This window comes from Comamonas sp. 26 (assembly GCF_002754475.1).
Taxonomy (GTDB): domain Bacteria; phylum Pseudomonadota; class Gammaproteobacteria; order Burkholderiales; family Burkholderiaceae_C; genus Comamonas.
Genome location: NZ_PEFL01000002.1, coordinates 509,787 through 529,192, shown reverse-complemented (window position 1 = coordinate 529,192; position 19,406 = coordinate 509,787). Strand labels below are relative to the sequence as shown.

Here is a 19,406-nt window from a genome sequence, read left to right as displayed (position 1 = left end):
CACAATTGCTGCATGAGCATTGAGCGAAACCACCTGTTATCCGTCTTCAATGGGCTGCTGCAGCCTGAGCGCTTCAAAGACTACGGGCCCAACGGCCTGCAAGTTGAAGGCAAGAGCGAAATTCGCCGCATCGTCAGCGGCGTGACTGCCAGCCGTGCCTTGATCGAGGCGGCGATTGAGGCCAAGGCAGACGCGATCTTTGTACACCATGGCCTGTTCTGGAAAGGCATGGATGGGCGCATCACGGGCTGGCTCAAAGAGCGAATCCGCCTGTTGATGGCCCATGACATCAATCTGTTTGCCTATCATTTGCCGCTGGATGCGCACCCTGAGCTGGGCAATAACGCGCAACTGGGCTTAAAGCTCGGCGTCCAAGGCCAAGCTGCATTTGGCGATCAAAATCTTGGCTGGCTCGCTGATGTGGACTTTGCCGATGCCACAGCGCTGACTGAGCATGTGCAGACAGTGCTGGGGCGCAAGGCCACGCTGGTGAGTGGTGATGTACAAAAGCCGATTCGCAAGCTGGCTTGGTGCACGGGTGGCGCACAAGGCTTTTTTGAATCCGCCATTGCAGCGGGGGCGGATGCCTACGTGACTGGCGAAATTTCAGAGCCCCAGATGCATCTGGCCCGCGAGATGGGCGTGAGCTTTATCGCCGCAGGTCACCACGCGACTGAGCGCTATGGAGCACCGGCTGTGGCCGCACATGTGGCCAGCGAGTGCGGGCTGGAGCACCAGTTTATTGAGATTGACAACCCTGCATAAGAACGGGTGTTCATCATTTTGATAGCTGCTTGCGCTTATCAATAATGGGCTACAAGCAATTTTGATCTATATGTCTGCTTCTGAATCAACAACTGCCCAAGCCATTGCCATCACCCAAGGTGACTGCGCAGGCATTGGCCCGGAAATCATTGCCAAGGCCTTCAAGGCAACACCGCAGGCCATGCGCGGCTGCTTTGTGGTGGGCGAGTTGCAGACGCTGCGCCGCGCCACGGCACTGGCGGCCAGAGCTGCCAACGGCGAGCCGGGCATGGCCCAGACTGTCGCGGTGATTGGTGCACCTGCCGATGTCTGGTCTGTACCCGAAGGCACTATCCCTTTGCTGAGCCTGCCGGGGCTGGCCGGGCCGCAGCCTTATGGTCAAATTTCAGCAGAGGCAGGGCAGGCGGCAGCGCAATGCGTGGTCTGGGCTGCACAGGCGGCTTTGCGGGGCGACATTGCAGCGCTGGTGACAGCACCTTTGCATAAAGAGGCACTGCATCTGGCGGGCGTGACCTTCCCCGGCCACACCGAGCTGCTGCAGGCCGAGGCGGCAGCCCATGCGGGCGTGGGCCTTGAGCAGATGCCCGTACGCATGATGCTGGCCAACGATGAGCTGCGCACCGTGCTGGTCAGTATCCATGTGTCGCTGCGCGATGCCATCAATGCGGTCACCCAGCCGCAGGTTCTGCAAACTCTGCGCATCACGCATCAGGCGCTGAGTAAAAGTTTGGGCCGTTCTCCTCGCATTGCAGTGGCGGGGCTCAATCCACATGCAGGCGAGGGCGGTATTTTTGGCCGAGAAGAGATTGAGATCATCGCCCCGGCCATTGCGCAGGCGCAGGCTGAAGGCATGGACGTTGCTGGCCCTTTTGCCCCCGATACCGTGTTCATGCGAGCCCGCAGCACCGCTTCCAATCCCAGTGAATTCGACGTTGTGTTGGCGATGTACCACGACCAAGGGTTGATCCCAGTCAAATATTTGGGTGTGGAAAAAGGAGTCAACGTCACCCTTGGATTGCCGCTGGTTCGCACCAGTCCAGACCACGGAACGGCCTTTGATATTGCCGGGCAGGGCGTGGCTGATGCAGCCAGTTTGCTCGAAGCCGTGCATATGGCGCGCAGCCTTAGCCGTTAGTCGATAAGAGGTCTTCTGGAGGATTCAGATCGCAAAGAGCATGAAAAAAGCCTGCCGCAGTGACTCCGGCAGGCTTTTTTCATGGGCGCTAGCGTTTATTGCTTGCGATTCAGGCTGTCGCGGATTTCGCGCAGCAGTTGAATGTCTTCAGGCGTAGTGGGTGCTTCCTCTGCTGCGGCAGGCGCTTCGCGCTTGAGGCGGTTCACCTGCTTGATCATCATGAAGATGATGAAGGCCAGGATGAGGAAGTTGACAGCCACGGTAATGAAGTTGCCATAGGCGAATACAGGGACGCCGGCCTTCTTGAGGGCGTCCAGGGTGCGCGGAATTCCATCCGGAATCGTGCCCAGCACGACGAACAGGTTGGAGAAGTCCAGCTTGCCAAAGACCAGGCCCACCAGAGGCATGATCAAGTCGCTGACCACCGAGTCCACGATCTTGCCGAATGCGCCGCCAATGATCACGCCCACGGCGAGATCCATCACGTTTCCCTTGATTGCGAATTCGCGGAATTCTTGCATCATGCCCATAAGCAGTTCCAGTCACTGAGAGTTTGAGATAGCGCAGTATTGCGTGACTTTGGCACTTGTCAACGTCGGACTGGGGCTGGAATAACCATGACCCCGCCGCTAGAATTCCCAGTTGACCCCAAATCAAGCGATGTACTTCGAGGAAATCCATGAGTGACTCTCCAGTCGACTCCAGCAAGCGCACGTGGATCATCACGTCAGCATGTGCTGGTGCCGTGGGCGGTGTGGCGACAGCCGTCCCTTTTGTGAGCTCCTTTCAGCCTTCTGAAAAAGCCAAAGCGGCAGGTGCCGCTGTAGAGGTTGATATCTCTAACCTCAAGGACGGTGAGAAGCTCACTGTTGAGTGGCGAGGAAAGCCGGTGTGGATCATCAAGCGCACACCCGAGCAGCTCAAGGAGTTGCCGACTCTGGATGCCGAGCTGGCCGATCCGGCCTCCGCTCGCCACCCTGAGGAGTTCACCCCGCCTTATGCGATGAACGGCGTGCGCTCTATCAAACCAGAAGTTCTGGTTGTGGTGGGAATTTGCACTCACCTGGGGTGCTCTCCAACCGATAAGTTTGTAGCCGGCCCCCAGCCATCGCTGCCAGCTGACTGGAAGGGCGGCTTCCTGTGCCCTTGCCATGGTTCGACTTTTGATATGGCCGGCCGGGTGTTCAAGAACAAGCCAGCACCTGACAACCTGCAAGTGCCGCCGCATATGTATCTGTCCGACACCAAGCTGCTGATTGGTGAAGACACCAAGGCTGCCTGAGGGAGACAAGAACAATGGCCCACGAATTCAAGCAAATTGACCCGAACTCCACCACTGGAGCGAAGGCTATGAACTGGATGGAGAACCGTTTTCCGACAGCGTTCGACGCCTACCGCGTCCACATGTCGGAGTACTACGCTCCTAAAAACTTCAACTTCTGGTACATCTTCGGCTCGCTGGCGCTGCTGGTGCTGGTGATCCAGATCGTCACCGGGATCTTCCTGGTGATGCACTACAAGCCAGACGCTGATAAAGCGTTCGCTTCGGTCGAGTACATCATGCGTGATGTGCCCTGGGGCTGGCTGATCCGCTATATGCATTCGACAGGTGCCTCAGCGTTCTTTGTCGTTGTCTATCTGCACATGTTCCGGGGGCTTCTGTACGGCTCTTACCGCAAACCGCGAGAATTGGTCTGGATCTTCGGTTGCGCCATCTTCCTGGTGCTGATGGCTGAAGCCTTCATGGGCTACTTGCTGCCATGGGGTCAGATGTCGTACTGGGGTGCCCAAGTGATTGTGAACCTGTTCTCGGCCATTCCATTCGTTGGTCCTGATCTGGCTTTGCTGATCCGTGGTGACTATGTGGTGGGTGATGCGACGCTGAACCGCTTCTTCAGTTTCCACGTGATTGCTGTGCCTCTGGTGCTGCTGGGTCTGGTGGTTGCGCACTTGCTGGCGCTGCACGATGTGGGCTCCAACAACCCTGATGGCATTGAGATCAAGGGTCCCAACGCACCCAAGGATGCCAAAGGTAACCCGCTGGATGGCATTCCCTTCCACCCCTACTACACCGTGCACGACATTTTTGGCGTCACTGTGTTCCTGTTTCTGTTTTCGGCCGTGGTGTTCTTTGCGCCTGAGTTCGGCGGTTACTTCCTGGAGTACAACAATTTCATCCCCGCTGACTCGCTCAAGACACCTAATCACATTGCGCCTGTCTGGTACTTCACGCCCTTCTATTCGATGTTGCGTGCCATTACTGGCGAGATGATGTACGTTCTGATCGCTTGCGTGGTGCTGGGTGCTGGCTTCGGTGTGTTGAAGTCGCGTCTGCCGGGCTTTGCCAAGGGCGCTGTTGCCGTGGTTGCGCTGGGCGCGATTGCGATGATGCTGTCCATTGATGCGAAGTTCTGGGGCGTCGTGGTCATGGGTGGTGCGGTCATCATCCTGTTTGCCTTGCCATGGCTCGATTGCAGCCCGGTCAAGTCGATTCGCTACCGTCCAAGCTGGCACAAGTATGTGTACGCAGTGTTCGTAGTGAACTTTGTGGTCCTGGCCTACCTGGGCGTTCAGCCTCCATCGCCCATTGGTGAAAAGGTGTCTCAGGTCGGAACACTGTTCTACTTTGGCTTCTTCCTGCTCATGCCTTGGTGGAGCCGCTTGGGTGAACCCAAGCCGGTGCCTGATCGCGTGACTTTCAAGCCACACTGAAGCGGGAGAGAATAAGAATGAAGAAACTGATTCTGACCCTGGTTGCGGCCTTGGGTATCGTGGGGGGCGCTCACGCCTCCGAGGGCGGCATTCACTGGGACAAGGCGCCGGTCAACACCACGGACATGGCGTCTTTGCAAAATGGCGCCAAGATCTTTGTTAACTACTGCCTGAGCTGTCACTCTGCCGCTTTCATGCGCTTTAACCGCCTGAAGGACATTGGCCTGACCGAGCAGGAAATCAAGGACAACCTTCTGTTTACGACCACCAAAGTGGGCGAGACCATGAAGGCTGCGATTGACCCCAAGGAGGCCAAGGAGTGGTTTGGTGCCAATCCGCCCGATCTGACCGTGATTGCGCGCTCGCGTGCAGGCTCGGGTGGTTCAGGTGCCGATTACCTGTATACCTTCTTGCGTACTTTCTATAAAGATGACACCAAGGCCACAGGCTGGAATAATCTCGCCTTTCCAAGCGTAGGTATGCCGCATGCCTTATGGGAGCTGCAAGGCGAGCGCCGCGCCATCTTTGAAGAGCATGACGACCATGGCACTAAGACCCAAGTCTTTAAGGGTTGGGAGCAGGTGTCCCCTGGCAAGATGACCGCAGTGCAGTACGATCAGACCGTTGGCGATCTGGTCAATTACCTGCAATGGATGGGAGAACCAGCCCAGAATACTCGTACCCGTATCGGCGTGGGTGTTCTGATTTTCCTGGGCTTCTTCATCTTTGTGGCTTGGCGCCTGAATGCTGCGTTCTGGAAAGACGTGAAGTAAGTTTTGCTGCCGTGCAGATGCCATCTGCACCAAACCGTGTTAGTGCAGAGTGGGGTGCCGTGGGCAACCCACTCTTTTTGATTTTTAGGAGTCTCCACCATGATGGTGCTTTATTCGGGAACGACTTGCCCCTTCTCACACCGCTGCCGCTTTGTGCTGTTTGAAAAAGGCATGGATTTCGAGATCCGCGATGTGGACTTGTTCAGCAAGCCCGAAGAAATCGCCGTGATGAATCCTTATGGTCAAGTGCCAATTCTGGTCGAGCGCGACCTGATTTTGTACGAGTCCAACATCATCAATGAGTACATTGACGAGCGCTTCCCACATCCTCAGCTGATGCCTGGCGACCCAGTGGACCGCGCCCGCGTGCGCCTGTTCCTGCTGAACTTTGAAAAAGAGCTGTTCGTTCACGTGAACACGCTGGAAGAGCGCAACGTCAAGGGCAATGAAAAGGCTCTGGAGAAGGCTCGCGCCCATATCCGTGACCGCCTGACTCAGATGGCCCCCATCTTCTTGAAGAACAAGTTCATCATGGGCGAGAACTTCTCCATGCTGGACGTGGCCATCGCTCCTCTGTTGTGGCGTCTGGATTACTACGGTATCGAGCTGTCCAAGAACGCAGCCCCTCTGCTCAAGTACGCCGAGCGCATCTTCTCGCGCCCCGCTTACATTGAAGCGCTGACACCTTCTGAAAAGGTCATGCGCAAGTAATTGCACATGAGCGCCGAGCGGGCATGCTGAAGGAAGTTCCTTCATCTGCCCGCTTTTTTGTCTTCGCAATCTTTTGGAATTGACTCGTCAGGAAACGATATGACAGCCCCTGAAACGACTTCAACCCGTCCGTATCTGCTGCGGGCTCTGTTTGAGTGGTGTAACGACAATGGACTCACACCGCACATTGCCGTGCGCGTGGATCGCACGACTCAGGTGCCCATCGAGTTTGTGCGCGACGGACAAATCGTGCTCAATATCAGCTATGACGCTACCAGCGGCATGCTGATCGGCAACGAATACGTGGAATTCAAGGCTCGTTTCGGTGGCAAGCCCAGAGACATCATGGTTCCCGTGGCGAACGTAATGGCCATCTATGCACGCGAGACTGGCCAAGGCATGGCTTTCCAGCCTGAAGGTGATGAGCTGGAAGACGATGAGGACGAAAAAGTCACGGATGCTTCGGAGCAAGATGCTGAGCAGATCACCGAGTCTGCCCAAGAGCATGCAGTTGATGAACGTGTGGTGCAGTTGGTTCCCGTCAAGGTAGATGCCGATGGGGCGGATGGCGATGACACGCCTCGTACCCCTCCACCCGCAGGTGGTCGCCCCACGCTGACGCGCGTGAAGTAAAGGAATGCATGAGATCCAGAATTTCTAGTTTTTACTGCCAAATTCAAGATTTTTCGGGTTTCTTCTTTTAGGTCTATTTTTCTACGTTAGAATTCAGACTTCGCCGGTTTAGCTCAGTTGGTAGAGCACCCGCCTTGTAAGCGGTAGGTCGTCAGTTCGATTCCGACAACCGGCACCAAATAGATAAGCCCACATGTGAAAGCATGTGGGCTTTTTCTTTGCTTCAAACAATAAAAAGGTCTTTTTGGAGACCTTTTGCGTTTTCTTGCTTCTAAAACAGCTTTATTGGGTCTGTACCTTGATACGGATGGTTCTCACGTCCCAGCCTTTGGTGCGCAGATGAGCGGCCATTGCTGGAAGTAGTTGGCGCACTTTAGCGGCAGCGGCATTATTTTTCACGATCACGCACCAGCTGTCATCTTCAATAGGCCCGGCCTGCAAGCTCATGCGAAGCATTGGCGGGATTAGTGGGAGCACGGCTTTAAGTCGGTTACTGGAGTCCTGTGTTAGCGCAGCCAAGCGCGCCAATGTGGGAGAAGACTCCATGGCATTGATGGCGGTAACAGCGTGATGGCGGCGAACAATGGTCATGCGAAGGGCTGACGGTTGGGGATAGTTTGATCAACGAGTGGGTCCAAGCTTATCCCAGCCCTGAATGAAGGCTGTGGGGCTGGCTATTCCCACGTTCCAGCGCAATCCCTTAGCAGACGCTAAAACAGCGAAAAACCAAGGCAGGTTTGCGCGGTTAGAATCATTTTTTGGTCCTGTTCCTGTATTTGGCGTGCCAAGAGGTTTTCATCACTTTTTGTGTGTGGCTCTTGACTGTCTTTGGGACGGCCCCATCTGAGACCAACAATCAAGGGATTCTGGACACATTGCTTGTTGCATTTGAAGCAAGAAGTAATGTGCCTACGTACGCATGGCCACCAATTTCCTCACCAAACTGTTCGGCAGCCGCAATGACCGGTTGCTCAAGCAATACCGTAAAACAGTCGCTCGCATCAATGCGATGGAGCCTGAGTACGAAAAGCTCAGCGATGAGGCATTGCGCGCCAAGACGCAGGAGTTCAAAGATCGCGTCGCTAAGGGTGAAGCCCTGGATGACCTGCTGCCAGAGGCATTTGCCGTGGTACGCGAGGGCTCCAAGCGCGTCATGAAGATGCGTCACTTTGACGTGCAGATGCTGGGTGCCATGGCGCTGCATTACGGCAAGATTGCTGAAATGCGTACCGGTGAAGGCAAGACGCTGACCGCCACGCTGCCCGTGTATCTGAACGCTCTGGCTGGCGAAGGTGTGCACGTGGTGACCGTCAACGATTACCTGGCCAGCCGCGATGCCCGGACCATGGCGCGTCTGTACAACTTCCTGGGTCTGTCGGTCGGTATCAACCTGCCTAACCTGTCGCGTGAAGACAAGCAGCAGGCGTACAACTCCGACATTACCTACGGTACGAACAACGAGTACGGCTTCGACTACCTGCGCGACAACATGGTTTATGAGCCCAATGATCGTGTGCAGCGCGTGCTGAACTACGCCATCGTCGATGAGGTGGACTCCATCCTGATCGATGAAGCCCGTACGCCACTGATCATCTCTGGCCCTGCCGAAGATCACACGGCCATGTATGTGGCCATGAACAAAATTGTGCCCAATCTGGTGCGCCAAGAAGGCGAGGCTGACCCTCGCACGGGCGAAGGAGTCACCAAGCCCGGCGACTTCACTGTGGATGAGAAGTCGCATCAGGTTTACCTGACCGATCAGGGTTACGAAGCGGCTGAGCGCCTGCTGAGCCATGCCGGCCTGATTGCTGAAGGCTCGTCGCTCTACGACCCCTCCAATATTTCTCTGGTGCACCACCTGTACGCAGCGTTGCGTGCCAACCAGTTGTACTTCCGTGATCAGCACTATGTGGTGCAGAACGATGAAATCGTGATCGTGGACGAGTTCACCGGCCGTCTGATGGCTGGCCGTCGCTGGAGTGATGGTCTGCACCAGGCCGTGGAAGCCAAGGAAGGTGTGGTCATTCAGGCCGAGAACCAGACCATGGCCTCGATCACCTTCCAGAACTACTTCCGTCTGTACAAGAAGCTGTCGGGCATGACCGGTACGGCCGATACCGAAGCCTACGAATTCCAGGAAATCTATGGTCTGGAGACCATGGTGATTCCGCCCAATCGCCCCAGCAAACGTCAAGATCAGCTCGACCGCGTCTACAAGACCACCAAGGAAAAGTACGCTGCCGCAATCATGGATATCCGTGAGTGCTACGAGCGCGGCCAGCCCGTGCTGGTGGGTACAACGTCGATCGAGAACTCCGAAATCATCGACGATCTGCTCACAAAGGAAGGCCTGCCGCACCAGGTGCTGAATGCCAAGCAGCATGACCGCGAAGCGGACATCATTGCCCAGGCTGGCAGCGAAGGCATGATCACCATCGCCACCAATATGGCGGGTCGTGGTACCGACATCGTGCTGGGCGGCAATATCGACAAGGAAGTCGCGGCCATTGAAAACGATGAGTCGCTGAGCGAGTCTGAGCGTCAGCGCAAGCTCGAAGTGCTGCGTGCCGACTGGCAAGTGGCTCACGACAAGGTCGTGGCTCTGGGCGGTCTGCGCATCATTGCCACCGAGCGCCATGAGTCGCGCCGTATCGACAACCAGTTGCGTGGTCGTTCGGGCCGCCAAGGTGACCCCGGTTCTTCGCGCTTCTATCTGAGCCTGGATGACCAGCTGATGCGGATTTTTGCGGGTGACCGCGTCAAGGCCATCATGGATCGCCTGAAGATGCCCGAGGGCGAAGCGATTGAAGCGGGTATCGTGACCCGCTCCATCGAATCGGCCCAGCGCAAGGTGGAAGCCCGTAACTTCGACATGCGCAAGCAATTGCTGGAGTACGACGACGTCTCCAACGACCAGCGCAAGGTCATCTACCAACAGCGCAACGACATTCTGGATTCGACCGATCTGAGCGGCATGCTGGCCGCTATGCGCGAAGACGTGATTACCGATCTGGTGCGTCACTACGTGCCTGCAGAGTCCATGGAAGAACAGTGGGATATCCCCGGTCTCGAAAAGGTACTGGCCAGCGAGTGGCAGATTGAGCTGCCGCTGCAGCAAGAAGTCTCGGCCTCTGAATCCATTACTGACGAAGAGATTCTGGAAAAGGTCGTCAAGGCTGCACACGACATGTTCGAAGCCAAGGTGGCTGTGATCGGTCAGGAAAACTTCACGCAATTCCAGCGTGCTGTGCTGCTGCAGAGCTTTGACACTAATTGGCGTGACCACCTGGCGGCGCTGGACTATCTGCGCCAGGGCATTCACCTGCGCGGCTATGCCCAGAAGCAGCCCAAGCAGGAATACAAGCGCGAAGCGTTCGAGCTGTTCCGTCAGCTCATCGATCAGGTCAAGACCGAAGTCACGCGCGTGCTGATGACCGTGCAGGTGCGCTCACCCGAAGAGATGGACGAAGCCGCTGTGGCCATGAACGAGCGTGGTGCGCAGAGTCTGGGACACATGAGCTATGCCTCGCCTTCGGAAACCGAAGCCATGAGCATTGAGGACGATATGACGCTGGCCGAACCTCTGGCCTTGCCAGAAGGCGTGCACGTGGGCCGCAACGACCCTTGCCCTTGCGGTAGCGGTCAGAAGTTCAAGCTTTGCCACGGCAAGCTGTCCTGATCAACCCTGAGGCGCTTTGCGCCTTCCCACTCTCTCGCTACGCGGGAAGGTGATGACAGCTTCGCTGCAGTGCGGCCCTTGCTTGGTGCCTCTGGCCTGGGCCTGTGGTTGATCAAGGGGCAGGCGACACTTACAACACGGGCTCAGGCCCGTGTTTGCATTTGTGCCGTGGCTTTTTACATAGGCAATGCGAATAAAGCCCGGCGTGCCCTCGATTGTTCCGATAATGGAGCGCATTTTCTCTCAATCACAAGGACTATTGCAATGCCCGTGAATCTCTCCGCCCCTGTTGCTGCTGATCTGCTGGCGATCAATGGCGTTCGCATCGGCATTACCGAAGCCGGTGTGCGCAAGGCCAATCGCAAGGACCTGACGGTGTTCTTGTTGGATGAAGGTGCATCGGTCGCTGGTGTGTTCACGCAGAACCGCTTTTGCGCGGCTCCCGTGCAGATTTGTCAGGAGCATCTGGCTGCGACTACCGCCGTCCGCGCCATGGTGATCAACACCGGTAATGCCAACGCGGGCACGGGCGCTGCAGGTCTGGCCAATGCGCGCGCTACCTGCGATGCGATGGCTAAGGAGCTGAACCTGAAGGCGGGCGAGATTCTGCCTTTCTCCACCGGCGTGATCATGGAGGAGCTGCCCGTGGACCGCATTGTCGCCGGTCTGCCCAAAGCCATCGCTGCCGCCAAGGCCGATAACTGGGGCACGGCTGCCGAAGGCATCATGACCACCGACACGCTGCCCAAGGCCTTCAGCCGCAGTGTGAGCATTGGTGTCAAGACCATCGCCATCACCGGCATCAGCAAGGGCGCGGGCATGATTCGCCCCAATATGGCCACCATGCTGGGCTTTTTGGCGACAGATGCCGTCATTGCACCTGAGTTGCTGCAGCCGCTGGTGAAGCAACTGGCCGATGGCTCCTTCAACCGCGTGACCATTGATGGCGATACCTCCACCAATGACTCGTTTGTGCTGATCGCCACCCACAAGGCGGGCAATGCGCAGATCGCGTCGCTGACCAGCACCGAAGGCGAACAGCTCAAGGCTGCGCTGCTGGAAGTTGCACAAAAACTGGCTCAAGCTATTGTGCGTGATGGGGAAGGCGCTACGAAATTCATTACAGTGAAGGTTGAAGGCGGCAAGAACGAAGAGGAATGCCGACTGGCTGCGTACTCCATCGCTCATTCGCCTCTGGTCAAGACCGCGTTCTTTGCTTCCGACCCTAATCTGGGCCGCATTCTGGCCGCAGTGGGTTATGCGGGCATTGCCGATCTGGATCAGACCAAAATTGATCTGCATCTGGATGATGTGCATGTGGTGGTCAACGGTGGCCGCAACCCTTCCTACAAGGAAGAAGACGGCCAGCGTGTGATGAAGCAGCAGGAAATCCTGGTGCGCGTGTCGCTGGGCCGAGGCGATGCGGTGCAGACCGTGTGGACTTGCGATCTGAGTCACGAGTACGTGACCATCAACGCCGATTACCGTTCTTGAATCACCCCTGAGGCGCTTTGCGCTTTCCCTCTCTCTCGCTAAGCGGGAGGGGATGACAGCCTCGCTGCGCAGTGTGCGTGGGGCTTAAGCGCTGTGGGCTATCAAATTTAGAAGCACTAGCGTCAATATTTATTGGGTTCTAGGCTGATTTGAGCTTAAAGCTTATATCTGGTTAGCGCTGGCAGCTATAAAAATAGAGATGGAGATTGAGCAGTGCAAGATGTAATGAACCCTTTGGAGCGCTTGGTTGAACGTGCCGAGCAACTGATGCAGCGTATTGAATCCGTGCTGCCCCAGCCCTTGCAAGCGCCTGCAGACTGGAATGACGCCATCGCCTGGCGCTACCGCAAGCGCGCCAATGGCTGCGGCGTGCTGGAGCCTGTACGCCATGTGGGTGCCATGCAACTGTCTGATTTGCAGAATATTGACGTGCAAAAGGAGAAGATTGCACGCAATACCGAGCAGTTTGTCAGTGGCCGCACGGCCAACAATGTGCTGCTGACGGGCGCGCGTGGTACAGGCAAGTCTTCGCTGATTCGTGCCTGCTTGCACAGCTATGCGCCGCAAGGCCTGCGCCTGATTGAGGTGGACAAGGCTGATCTGACCGATCTGCCCGATATCGTCGACGTGGTGGCCAGTCGCCCCGAGAAGTTCATCATCTACTGCGATGACCTGAGCTTTGAAGAAGGGGAGCCCGGCTACAAGGCCATGAAGTCCATGCTGGATGGCTCGGTCTCCGCCGCTACGGCCAATGTGTTGGTTTATGCCACCAGCAACCGCCGTCACCTGTTGCCCGAGTACATGACGGACAATCTGGCGCAGCAAAAAAGCGAGAACGGCGAAATTCACCCCGGCGAAGTGGTGGAGGAGAAGATTTCTCTGTCTGAGCGCTTTGGCCTGTGGGTCAGCTTCTATCCCTTCAGCCAGGACGAATACCTGCGCGTGGTGGCGCAGTGGCTGTCGGCGCTGGGCATGGATGCGGCGACGATTGAAGCAGCTCGGCCCGAGGCTCTGGTCTGGGCGCTGGAGCGCGGCTCGCGCAGCGGTCGTGTGGCTCACCAGTTTGCACGCGACTATGCGGGCCGCAATGAGCGCCCTGTGGTCGTGAATAAGCGCATCGCAGATGTCGATGGTCTGGCTGAAGAAGCGGATCTTGAGTAAAGAAAGAGTTTGATGTGACTGCTGAAACACAGGTGCAACGCAAGCACACTGACGTAGCCGTGGGCGTGCTGCTGCGCGAATCCGATGGCGCGCTGTTGATTACCAGCCGCCCAGCTGGCAAGCCGTATGCCGGCTACTGGGAGTTTCCGGGTGGCAAGCTGGAAGAGGGCGAGACCGTCGAGCAGGCCCTGCGCCGCGAGCTGATTGAGGAGCTAGGCGTGACCATTGGCACGGCCCATGCATGGAAGGTGACCGAGCATGATTACCCGCATGCGCTGGTACGACTGCACTGGTGCAAGGTGATGCAGTGGTCGGGTGAGTTTGAGATGCGTGAAGGTCAGCAAATGGCATGGCAGCAATTGCCGCTGGATGTGGCGCCGGTCTTGCCCGGCTCTTACCCTGTGCTGCAATGGCTTAGCGAAGAGCGCGGCCTGTTGTTCGATCAGAGCTATTACGAGGCCAGTCAGCCCAAAGCTTGACGTAGGTTGCTTCAAAAATAAGAGCGCCTTGCGCTTGATATATCTCTACTTCAGGCTTTATGGAGTCTGAAATCTAGACGTATCAAGCGCAAGGCGCTCTTTTCTTAATAGGCTCAGGCTTCGGTGCGCGGGTCGCCAAATGGTGCATCTTCGGGCGGAGTCTGGGCGGGTACCCGGAACTCTTCATTGCCCCAGGCACCCAGATCGATGTTGCGGCAGCGCTCGCTACAGAAAGGCCGGAATTTGTTGGTCGGCATAAAAACGCTGGGGCCACCGCAGGTGGGGCATTTCACCATGGTGGGGGATTGGTTGTCAGTGCTCATGGTGCAGGTGTATCACAGCTGGAAAAAACGGGTGGACTGACCCTGAAAGCAATTGAGCCGCAATCAGCGGCTCAACGTACATGAAGGCAGGCGACGAGGCTCAGGCGCAGAGCGTCAGCTCAAAAGAAGCATCATCGTTGCTGGGCTGGGGCTTGCAGCCGCTGGCCAGCTTGAGCAGGCGCACGGACACCAGCAAGCGGTTGCCGCTGATTTCGGGCACCAGATTGAGGTGAGGGTCTATGCGCAAGCGCAGCAATTGAAAGCTGCGGCCCGCAGGCATGGCTTGCTGGAACACGCCTTGTTCGGCAGCTACGCGCTGGGGGATACCGGTTTCGCGCAGCAGCTGCAGTATCAGCTCCAGCGACTGGCCTAGCGGGGTCAGCTCGGAAGCCCAGTCCTCCAGGTCGCGCTGGCGAAAGCGTGGGTCCAGGCTCAGCCAGGCGTGATAGGCCGGCAGGTCAAAACTGCAGGTGCCGCCTGGTATGCACACGCGGCTGCGTATGGACATCAGCCAGTCGTTTTCAGTCAGCGCCTGACCGGCCTTGCCGCTTTGCGCATTGATGGTGGTAAAGCAGATTTCGACCTGGCGCGCCACCTGATGCAGCATGTGCTGGGAAATATCGGGGTTGTCGCGCAGAACGTCGAGCAGGTTCTTCTGGCGCTCCAGATCCTTGAGGACATCGGCGCGCAGATCGCTGCGCGACGCCACATCCATGATCTCGAAGATAGTGATCAGCACAAAGTGATGATCAACAGCATGCGCGCGGGTCAGCAACTCGCTCAGTCGGCGATACAACTGCTCAAGGCGCAGATAGGTTCTCAGACGCTCGTTAAAAGGATATTCGTACAGGATCACGTTTGCTGGGCTCCTAGGGGCGCACAGGAATCAGCGGTTAACGTGCACATGCGGCGATCACACGCACAGGCCAAGCCCCATGACGCGCATCATAGCCCGAACCATGCAGCGATTTGATCGGTATATGCGTTGAGGGAATCGATTGTGATGCCTTCGTCGTTGTAGAGCACCCAATCGGCGACAGCCAGCCGCTGCACACGCGTGGCCTGAGCGGCAATGATGTTTTGCACAGCATCTTGCGTCAGGCCGCTACGCGCCATGACGCGCTCCACTTGAGTGCTTTCGCGGCAATCCACAACGAGTACTCCATCAAGCTTGCCGCGCCAGTGGCCAGACTCCACCAGCAAAGGAATGTCGTGAACAATGAGTTTGCTGCCCGCAGCAATTGCAGCTTCATGTTGCTGGCGGGTTTGCTCGGCAATCAGGGGGTGAAGAATGCCTTCGAGTTGCTGGCGAGCTTTTGGGTCTGCAAAAACCAGCTCGCGCATGCGTGCGCGGTTGAGGGCGCCTTGGGTATCAATCAGGTCTGTACCAAAGGACTGCGCAATGTTAGGCAGAGCGGCACCACCAATGGCTGTCAGGCTGCGTGAGATATGGTCTGCATCAATCAGCGTGGCACCGCACTCTCGCAAGCGCTGGGCGATCGTACTTTTACCGCTGCCAATACCGCCGGTCAGGCCGAGTCGGAAAGGAGAGGCAGAGGGTGCAGCATGCATGGGTTTTACAGGCCCACAAAGCCCAAGATGGCCTGAGGACCCCATATCAGGCTCACAAAGCCGCCGCCTGCCAGGAAGGGGCCAAACGGGATATAGCCACCTTCGCGCAGCTTGCTATTGATCTTGAGGGCGATGCCGATGATGGCGCCCACGACTGAGGCCATGAGAATGATGGGCACTAGTGCCTGCCAGCCAAACCAGGCACCCAGCGCGGCAAAGAGCTTGAAGTCGCCGTAGCCCATGCCTTCTTTGCCGGTTGCTAGCTTGAAAGCCCAGAAGATCAGCCATAGCGACATATAGCCTGCGACAGCGCCCCAGAAGGAGTTGAGCAGTGGCACGGAAGTCCATTGCAGAGCAGATGCAAGCAGTCCACCCCACAGCAATGGCAGGGTGATGGAGTCAGGCAGAAAGGTAGTGTCCCAGTCAATCATTGCCAGAGCCAGCAGGGCAGCGCTGAACCCGCACCAGGCAAAGCCGGTTGGTGTGAGGCCATCGCGGGCGAGGCAGAAGGCGAACAGTGCGGCGCAGACTAGCTCTATGGCTGGATAGCGCAGGCTGATGGGCTTTTTGCATTCAGCGCAGCGACCGCGCAGAAAAAGGTAGCTGAGTACGGGAATATTTTCGTACCAGACAATTTGATGCCCGCAATGGGGGCAGCGCGATCGCGGCTTGCTGAGTGTGATGGAGGGCTGAGCAGGTGCAAGCTCAATCTTTGAACCTTTTTCTTTTTGTTCCTCAGCCCATTGCACGCATTCGTCATGCCACTCCTGTTCCATCATGCGAGGAATGCGGTGAATCACGACGTTCAAAAAACTACCAATCAGCAGGCCCAGCACGCCGCCCGCTGCAGCATTCAATGCAATTTCGGAAATCATCAGACCACTTGACCCAGCTTGAAGATAGGCAGATACATGGACACCACAATGCCGCCAATCAGTGTGCCTAGGAAGACGATGATGATGGGCTCCATCAGGCTGGATAGGCCTGCGACCATTTCGTCGACTTCACTTTCGTAGAAGTCAGCGGCTTTGCCCAGCATGTGGTCGATGGAGCCAGATTCTTCACCGATGGCACACATTTGCAGCACCATGGAGGGGAAAATATTGGCATTGGCCATGGCTGCTGTCAGGCTGGTGCCGGTGGACACTTCCTGCTGAATTTTGTCAGTCGCGGTTTGGTAGAGGTAGTTGCCCGATGCGCCGCCTACGGAGTCTAGAGCCTCGACCAGCGGAACGCCAGCCGCAAACATGGTCGAGAGCGTACGAGTCCAGCGTGCCACGCAGGATTTTTCGATCAGCACCCCGAAGATAGGGAGCTTGAGCATGGTGCGATCCATGAACTGCTGAACGCGCTCATTACGCCTCCAGGCCTGCATGAAGAAGTAACCGCCGCCGCCGATCACACCAAAAATAAGCCACCAGTACTGCACAAAGTACTCACTGATCCCCATGACGATCAGCGTTGGTGCAGGAAGGTCGGCTCCGAACGAGGTGAAGACTTCCTTGAATGCTGGGATCACGAAAATCATGATGACTGCTACCACGACAAACGCCACGATCATGACTGAGATGGGGTACATCAGCGCGGATTTGATCTTGGACTTGATGGCCTCCGTCTTTTCCATATAGGTGGCAAGCCGGTCCAGCAGCGCCTCTAAAATACCGGCCGCCTCACCGGCTTCAACCAGGTTGCAGTAGAGGCTGTCGAAGTACAGAGGGAACTTGCGAAAAGCGGTGCTCAGCGAAGTACCGGTCTCTACATCCAGTCGGATATCGTTGAGTAGTTTGGTGACGTTGGGGTTGGTATTACCACGGCCCACAATGTCAAAAGACTGCAGCAGTGGGACGCCAGCCTTCATCATGGTCGCCAGCTGGCGGGTAAACAGGGCAATATCCTTCGGCTTGATCTTTTTGCCGCCACGGGTTCGGCGCTTTTTGATCTTGGAGGGTGTCACGCCTTGGCGGCGGAGCATAGCCTGAATCTGGTTTTCTCCGCCGGCACGTGTTTCACCACGTACGACTTTCCCGTTGCGGTCTTTGCCCTCCCACTCAAAGAGAGATTCCTTGATTCCCTTGGACGCTGTGGTTGCCATGGCGTTCCCTCGCTGGTATTGTTTTACTCGTTGGTAACAGCCAGCACTTCTTCGAGTGAGGTCTGTCCTAATTTAACTTTGTGTAGGCCCGAGGCCCGCAATGAGCGGACGCCTTCCGCCTTGGATTGGGCTGCGATTTCCAATGCGCTGCCATCACGCAAGATGATGCGCTGCATCTCTTCGCTGATTGGCATGACCTGATAGATGCCGACACGACCTTTGTAGCCGTTATTGCAGGCGGGGCAGCCGACGGGCTTGTAGCTGGTCCAGCTGCCATCCAGTTCATCTTCGTTGTAGCCGGCTTCAAGTAAAGCGTCATGCGGAATATCAGCAGGCTCTTTGCATTGAGGGCACAGGCGGCGGGCGAGTCGCTGCGCGGTAATCAGAATCACGCTGGAGGCAATATTGAAGGGCGCAATCCCCATGTTGCGCATGCGCGTTAGTGTGGTCGGTGCATCATTCGTGTGCAGCGTAGATAGCACCAAGTGGCCGGTTTGCGCAGCCTTGATAGAAATGTCTGCTGTTTCCAGATCGCGGATTTCACCCACCATGATGATGTCTGGATCCTGACGCAGAAAGGACTTCAGGGCTGCCGCAAAGGTCAGGCCCGCCTTCTCGTTCACATTGACCTGATTGACGCCAGGCATGTTGATTTCGGAAGGGTCTTCAGCCGTGGCAATGTTGACGCCGGGCTGGTTAAGCAGGTTCAGACATGTGTAGAGTGAAACCGTTTTTCCCGAACCCGTAGGGCCGGTCACCAGAATCATTCCATAAGGGCGCTTGATGGCCTTGAGCAGGCGCTCTTTTTCTTCGGGCTCGTAGCCCAGTGCCTCGATACCCATCTTGGCAGAGCTTGGGTCGAGAATACGGATCACGATCTTCTCGCCAAACAAAGTGGGGAGTGTGCTCACGCGAAAGTCGATAACTCGGTCAGGCCCGACTTTGAGCTTCATGCGGCCGTCTTGCGGGATGCGCTTTTCTGAAATATCCAGACGCGAGATCACCTTGATGCGTGAGGCCAGCTTGTCCTTGATCGCGATAGGAGGAGATGCGATTTCACGCAACTCACCATCCACGCGAAATCGCACACGGTAGCTGTGCTCGTAAGGTTCAAAGTGCAAGTCCGAGGCGCGCATATTGAAGGCGTCCAGCAGCATCTTGTGCAGGAACTTGACGACGGGCGCATCTTCAACGTCCGCGCCAATGTTGTCTTTTTCTTCGGGTGCATCTTCGATTTTGACGTCATCAAAATCGAAATCGCCCGAGCTGGAGTAGCTGTCCAGAGATTCGCTGACGCTTTTGCCTGTCTGGTCGATCAGCTTTTGAAGCTTGTCTGCTTCGACGACAACCCAGTCAACCAGTAACTGGGTCGTGAACTTGATCTGCTCAGCGGCCTCTTGCTGTGTCGGGTCTGCTGTAGCGACAGTGATCCGGTTTCCGCGCTTGGTCAGGGCCAGTACGCGGTAGGTAGTGCTGATCTTTGGGTCCAGCAGTTCGCGAGGGAGTTGCTGGGTATCAATAGCATTCAGGTCCAGTAATGGTGTGCTGAACATGGTGGAAATGGTTTCCGCGATTTCCAGTGCACTGATTTCGCCGGACTGGCTGAGTTCAGTGATGAAGGGTGTGCGGCTTGTCGCGGCCTTCTTGACTGCTGCCTCGGCTGCTTGCTGGGAAACTTTGCCTGCTGAAATCAGAGCTCTGCCCAGGCCGGGGATGGCGATGGGGGCAGCAGAGGGTTTTTGCAGGTTATCGGCAGCAGCCATGTATCCGGTTCTGAGAGGGTAAGGGGAAGACTTATCCTACCATTCTTGTGGTTGCTCAAAGGATGAGGCAAAGTTGCATACGGGCGACAAAGCAACGCATTTGAATGTGGCTCA

The 19,406-nt window shown here is 56.6% G+C and carries 19 protein-coding genes and 1 tRNA gene; 12 read left to right on the top strand and 8 right to left on the bottom strand.

What is annotated here, in order from left to right:
- The first annotated feature begins 12 nt into the window (after window positions 1-12).
- Window positions 13-765, top strand: coding sequence for a Nif3-like dinuclear metal center hexameric protein (locus CLU84_RS16985; RefSeq protein ID WP_099738641.1), 753 nt, complete (start codon window positions 13-15; stop codon window positions 763-765).
- A 70-nt stretch (window positions 766-835) separates the two neighbouring features.
- A complete protein-coding gene (gene pdxA, locus CLU84_RS16980) occupies window positions 836-1,900 on the top strand; it encodes a 4-hydroxythreonine-4-phosphate dehydrogenase PdxA (protein ID WP_099738639.1) in 1,065 nt (354 codons plus the stop codon).
- 95 nt (window positions 1,901-1,995) lie between these two features.
- Here pdxA and mscL read toward each other — a convergent pair whose 3' ends face one another.
- On the bottom strand, window positions 1,996-2,430 hold the full coding sequence (mscL, locus tag CLU84_RS16975; RefSeq protein WP_099738637.1) for a large conductance mechanosensitive channel protein MscL: 435 nt from the start codon (window positions 2,428-2,430) through the stop codon (window positions 1,996-1,998).
- Between the two features lie 149 nt (window positions 2,431-2,579).
- On the opposite strand from mscL, the gene petA reads away from it, so the two are divergent.
- From petA to CLU84_RS16945, 6 genes are all read left to right on the top strand, one after another.
- The gene (gene petA / locus CLU84_RS16970; RefSeq protein WP_099738635.1) at window positions 2,580-3,182 is read left to right on the top strand and encodes a ubiquinol-cytochrome c reductase iron-sulfur subunit; all 603 of its coding nucleotides are present in this window, start codon (window positions 2,580-2,582) and stop codon (window positions 3,180-3,182) included.
- 14 nt (window positions 3,183-3,196) lie between these two features.
- On the top strand, window positions 3,197-4,612 hold the full coding sequence (locus CLU84_RS16965) for a cytochrome bc complex cytochrome b subunit (protein ID WP_099738633.1): 1,416 nt from the start codon (window positions 3,197-3,199) through the stop codon (window positions 4,610-4,612).
- 17 nt (window positions 4,613-4,629) lie between these two features.
- Window positions 4,630-5,385, top strand: coding sequence for a cytochrome c1 (locus tag CLU84_RS16960; RefSeq protein ID WP_099738631.1), 756 nt, complete (start codon window positions 4,630-4,632; stop codon window positions 5,383-5,385).
- Between the two features lie 99 nt (window positions 5,386-5,484).
- Window positions 5,485-6,096 carry a glutathione S-transferase N-terminal domain-containing protein gene (locus CLU84_RS16955; protein WP_099738629.1) on the top strand — a complete coding sequence of 204 codons (612 nt, stop codon included), beginning with the start codon at window positions 5,485-5,487 and terminating at the stop codon, window positions 6,094-6,096.
- Between the two features lie 99 nt (window positions 6,097-6,195).
- On the top strand, window positions 6,196-6,729 hold the full coding sequence (locus CLU84_RS16950; protein WP_099738627.1) for a ClpXP protease specificity-enhancing factor: 534 nt from the start codon (window positions 6,196-6,198) through the stop codon (window positions 6,727-6,729).
- A gap of 102 nt (window positions 6,730-6,831) precedes the next feature.
- Window positions 6,832-6,907, top strand: a tRNA-Thr gene (locus CLU84_RS16945).
- 104 nt (window positions 6,908-7,011) lie between these two features.
- Here CLU84_RS16945 and CLU84_RS16940 read toward each other — a convergent pair.
- Window positions 7,012-7,320 carry a hypothetical protein gene (locus tag CLU84_RS16940; protein ID WP_099738626.1) on the bottom strand — a complete coding sequence of 103 codons (309 nt, stop codon included), beginning with the start codon at window positions 7,318-7,320 and terminating at the stop codon, window positions 7,012-7,014.
- A 328-nt stretch (window positions 7,321-7,648) separates the two neighbouring features.
- Here CLU84_RS16940 and secA point away from each other — a divergent pair, with 328 nt between their 5' ends.
- The 4 genes from secA to CLU84_RS16920 all read left to right on the top strand — a co-directional run bounded on the left by secA (window position 7,649) and on the right by CLU84_RS16920 (window position 13,542).
- Window positions 7,649-10,408, top strand: a complete 2,760-nt coding sequence (secA, locus tag CLU84_RS16935; protein WP_099738624.1) for a preprotein translocase subunit SecA — start codon at window positions 7,649-7,651, stop codon at window positions 10,406-10,408.
- A gap of 264 nt (window positions 10,409-10,672) precedes the next feature.
- Window positions 10,673-11,902 (top strand): bifunctional glutamate N-acetyltransferase/amino-acid acetyltransferase ArgJ, encoded by a 1,230-nt coding sequence (gene argJ / locus CLU84_RS16930; protein ID WP_099738622.1) that lies wholly within the window; start codon window positions 10,673-10,675, stop codon window positions 11,900-11,902.
- Between the two features lie 225 nt (window positions 11,903-12,127).
- Window positions 12,128-13,063: an ATP-binding protein gene (locus CLU84_RS16925; protein ID WP_099738620.1), complete on the top strand. Its 936-nt coding sequence runs from the start codon at window positions 12,128-12,130 to the stop codon at window positions 13,061-13,063.
- Between the two features lie 14 nt (window positions 13,064-13,077).
- Window positions 13,078-13,542, top strand: coding sequence for an NUDIX domain-containing protein (locus CLU84_RS16920; protein WP_099738618.1), 465 nt, complete (start codon window positions 13,078-13,080; stop codon window positions 13,540-13,542).
- A gap of 113 nt (window positions 13,543-13,655) precedes the next feature.
- On the opposite strand, the gene CLU84_RS16915 is transcribed toward CLU84_RS16920, so the two are convergent.
- From CLU84_RS16915 to pilB, 6 genes are all read right to left on the bottom strand, one after another.
- Window positions 13,656-13,865, bottom strand: a complete 210-nt coding sequence (locus CLU84_RS16915; RefSeq protein ID WP_099738616.1) for a DNA gyrase inhibitor YacG — start codon at window positions 13,863-13,865, stop codon at window positions 13,656-13,658.
- 100 nt (window positions 13,866-13,965) lie between these two features.
- Window positions 13,966-14,721, bottom strand: a complete 756-nt coding sequence (zapD, locus tag CLU84_RS16910) for a cell division protein ZapD (protein WP_099738614.1) — start codon at window positions 14,719-14,721, stop codon at window positions 13,966-13,968.
- A gap of 89 nt (window positions 14,722-14,810) precedes the next feature.
- A complete protein-coding gene (gene coaE, locus CLU84_RS16905) occupies window positions 14,811-15,437 on the bottom strand; it encodes a dephospho-CoA kinase (protein WP_099738612.1) in 627 nt (208 codons plus the stop codon).
- A 5-nt stretch (window positions 15,438-15,442) separates the two neighbouring features.
- Window positions 15,443-16,312, bottom strand: a complete 870-nt coding sequence (locus CLU84_RS16900) for an A24 family peptidase (protein ID WP_099738610.1) — start codon at window positions 16,310-16,312, stop codon at window positions 15,443-15,445.
- Complete coding sequence (locus CLU84_RS16895) at window positions 16,312-17,529, bottom strand: type II secretion system F family protein (protein WP_099738609.1); 1,218 nt, start codon at window positions 17,527-17,529, stop codon at window positions 16,312-16,314. Before CLU84_RS16895 ends, CLU84_RS16900 begins: the two co-directional genes overlap by 1 nt.
- 23 nt (window positions 17,530-17,552) lie before the next feature.
- Window positions 17,553-19,292 carry a type IV-A pilus assembly ATPase PilB gene (pilB, locus tag CLU84_RS16890; protein ID WP_099738607.1) on the bottom strand — a complete coding sequence of 580 codons (1,740 nt, stop codon included), beginning with the start codon at window positions 19,290-19,292 and terminating at the stop codon, window positions 17,553-17,555.
- Window positions 19,293-19,406 lie beyond the last annotated feature (114 nt).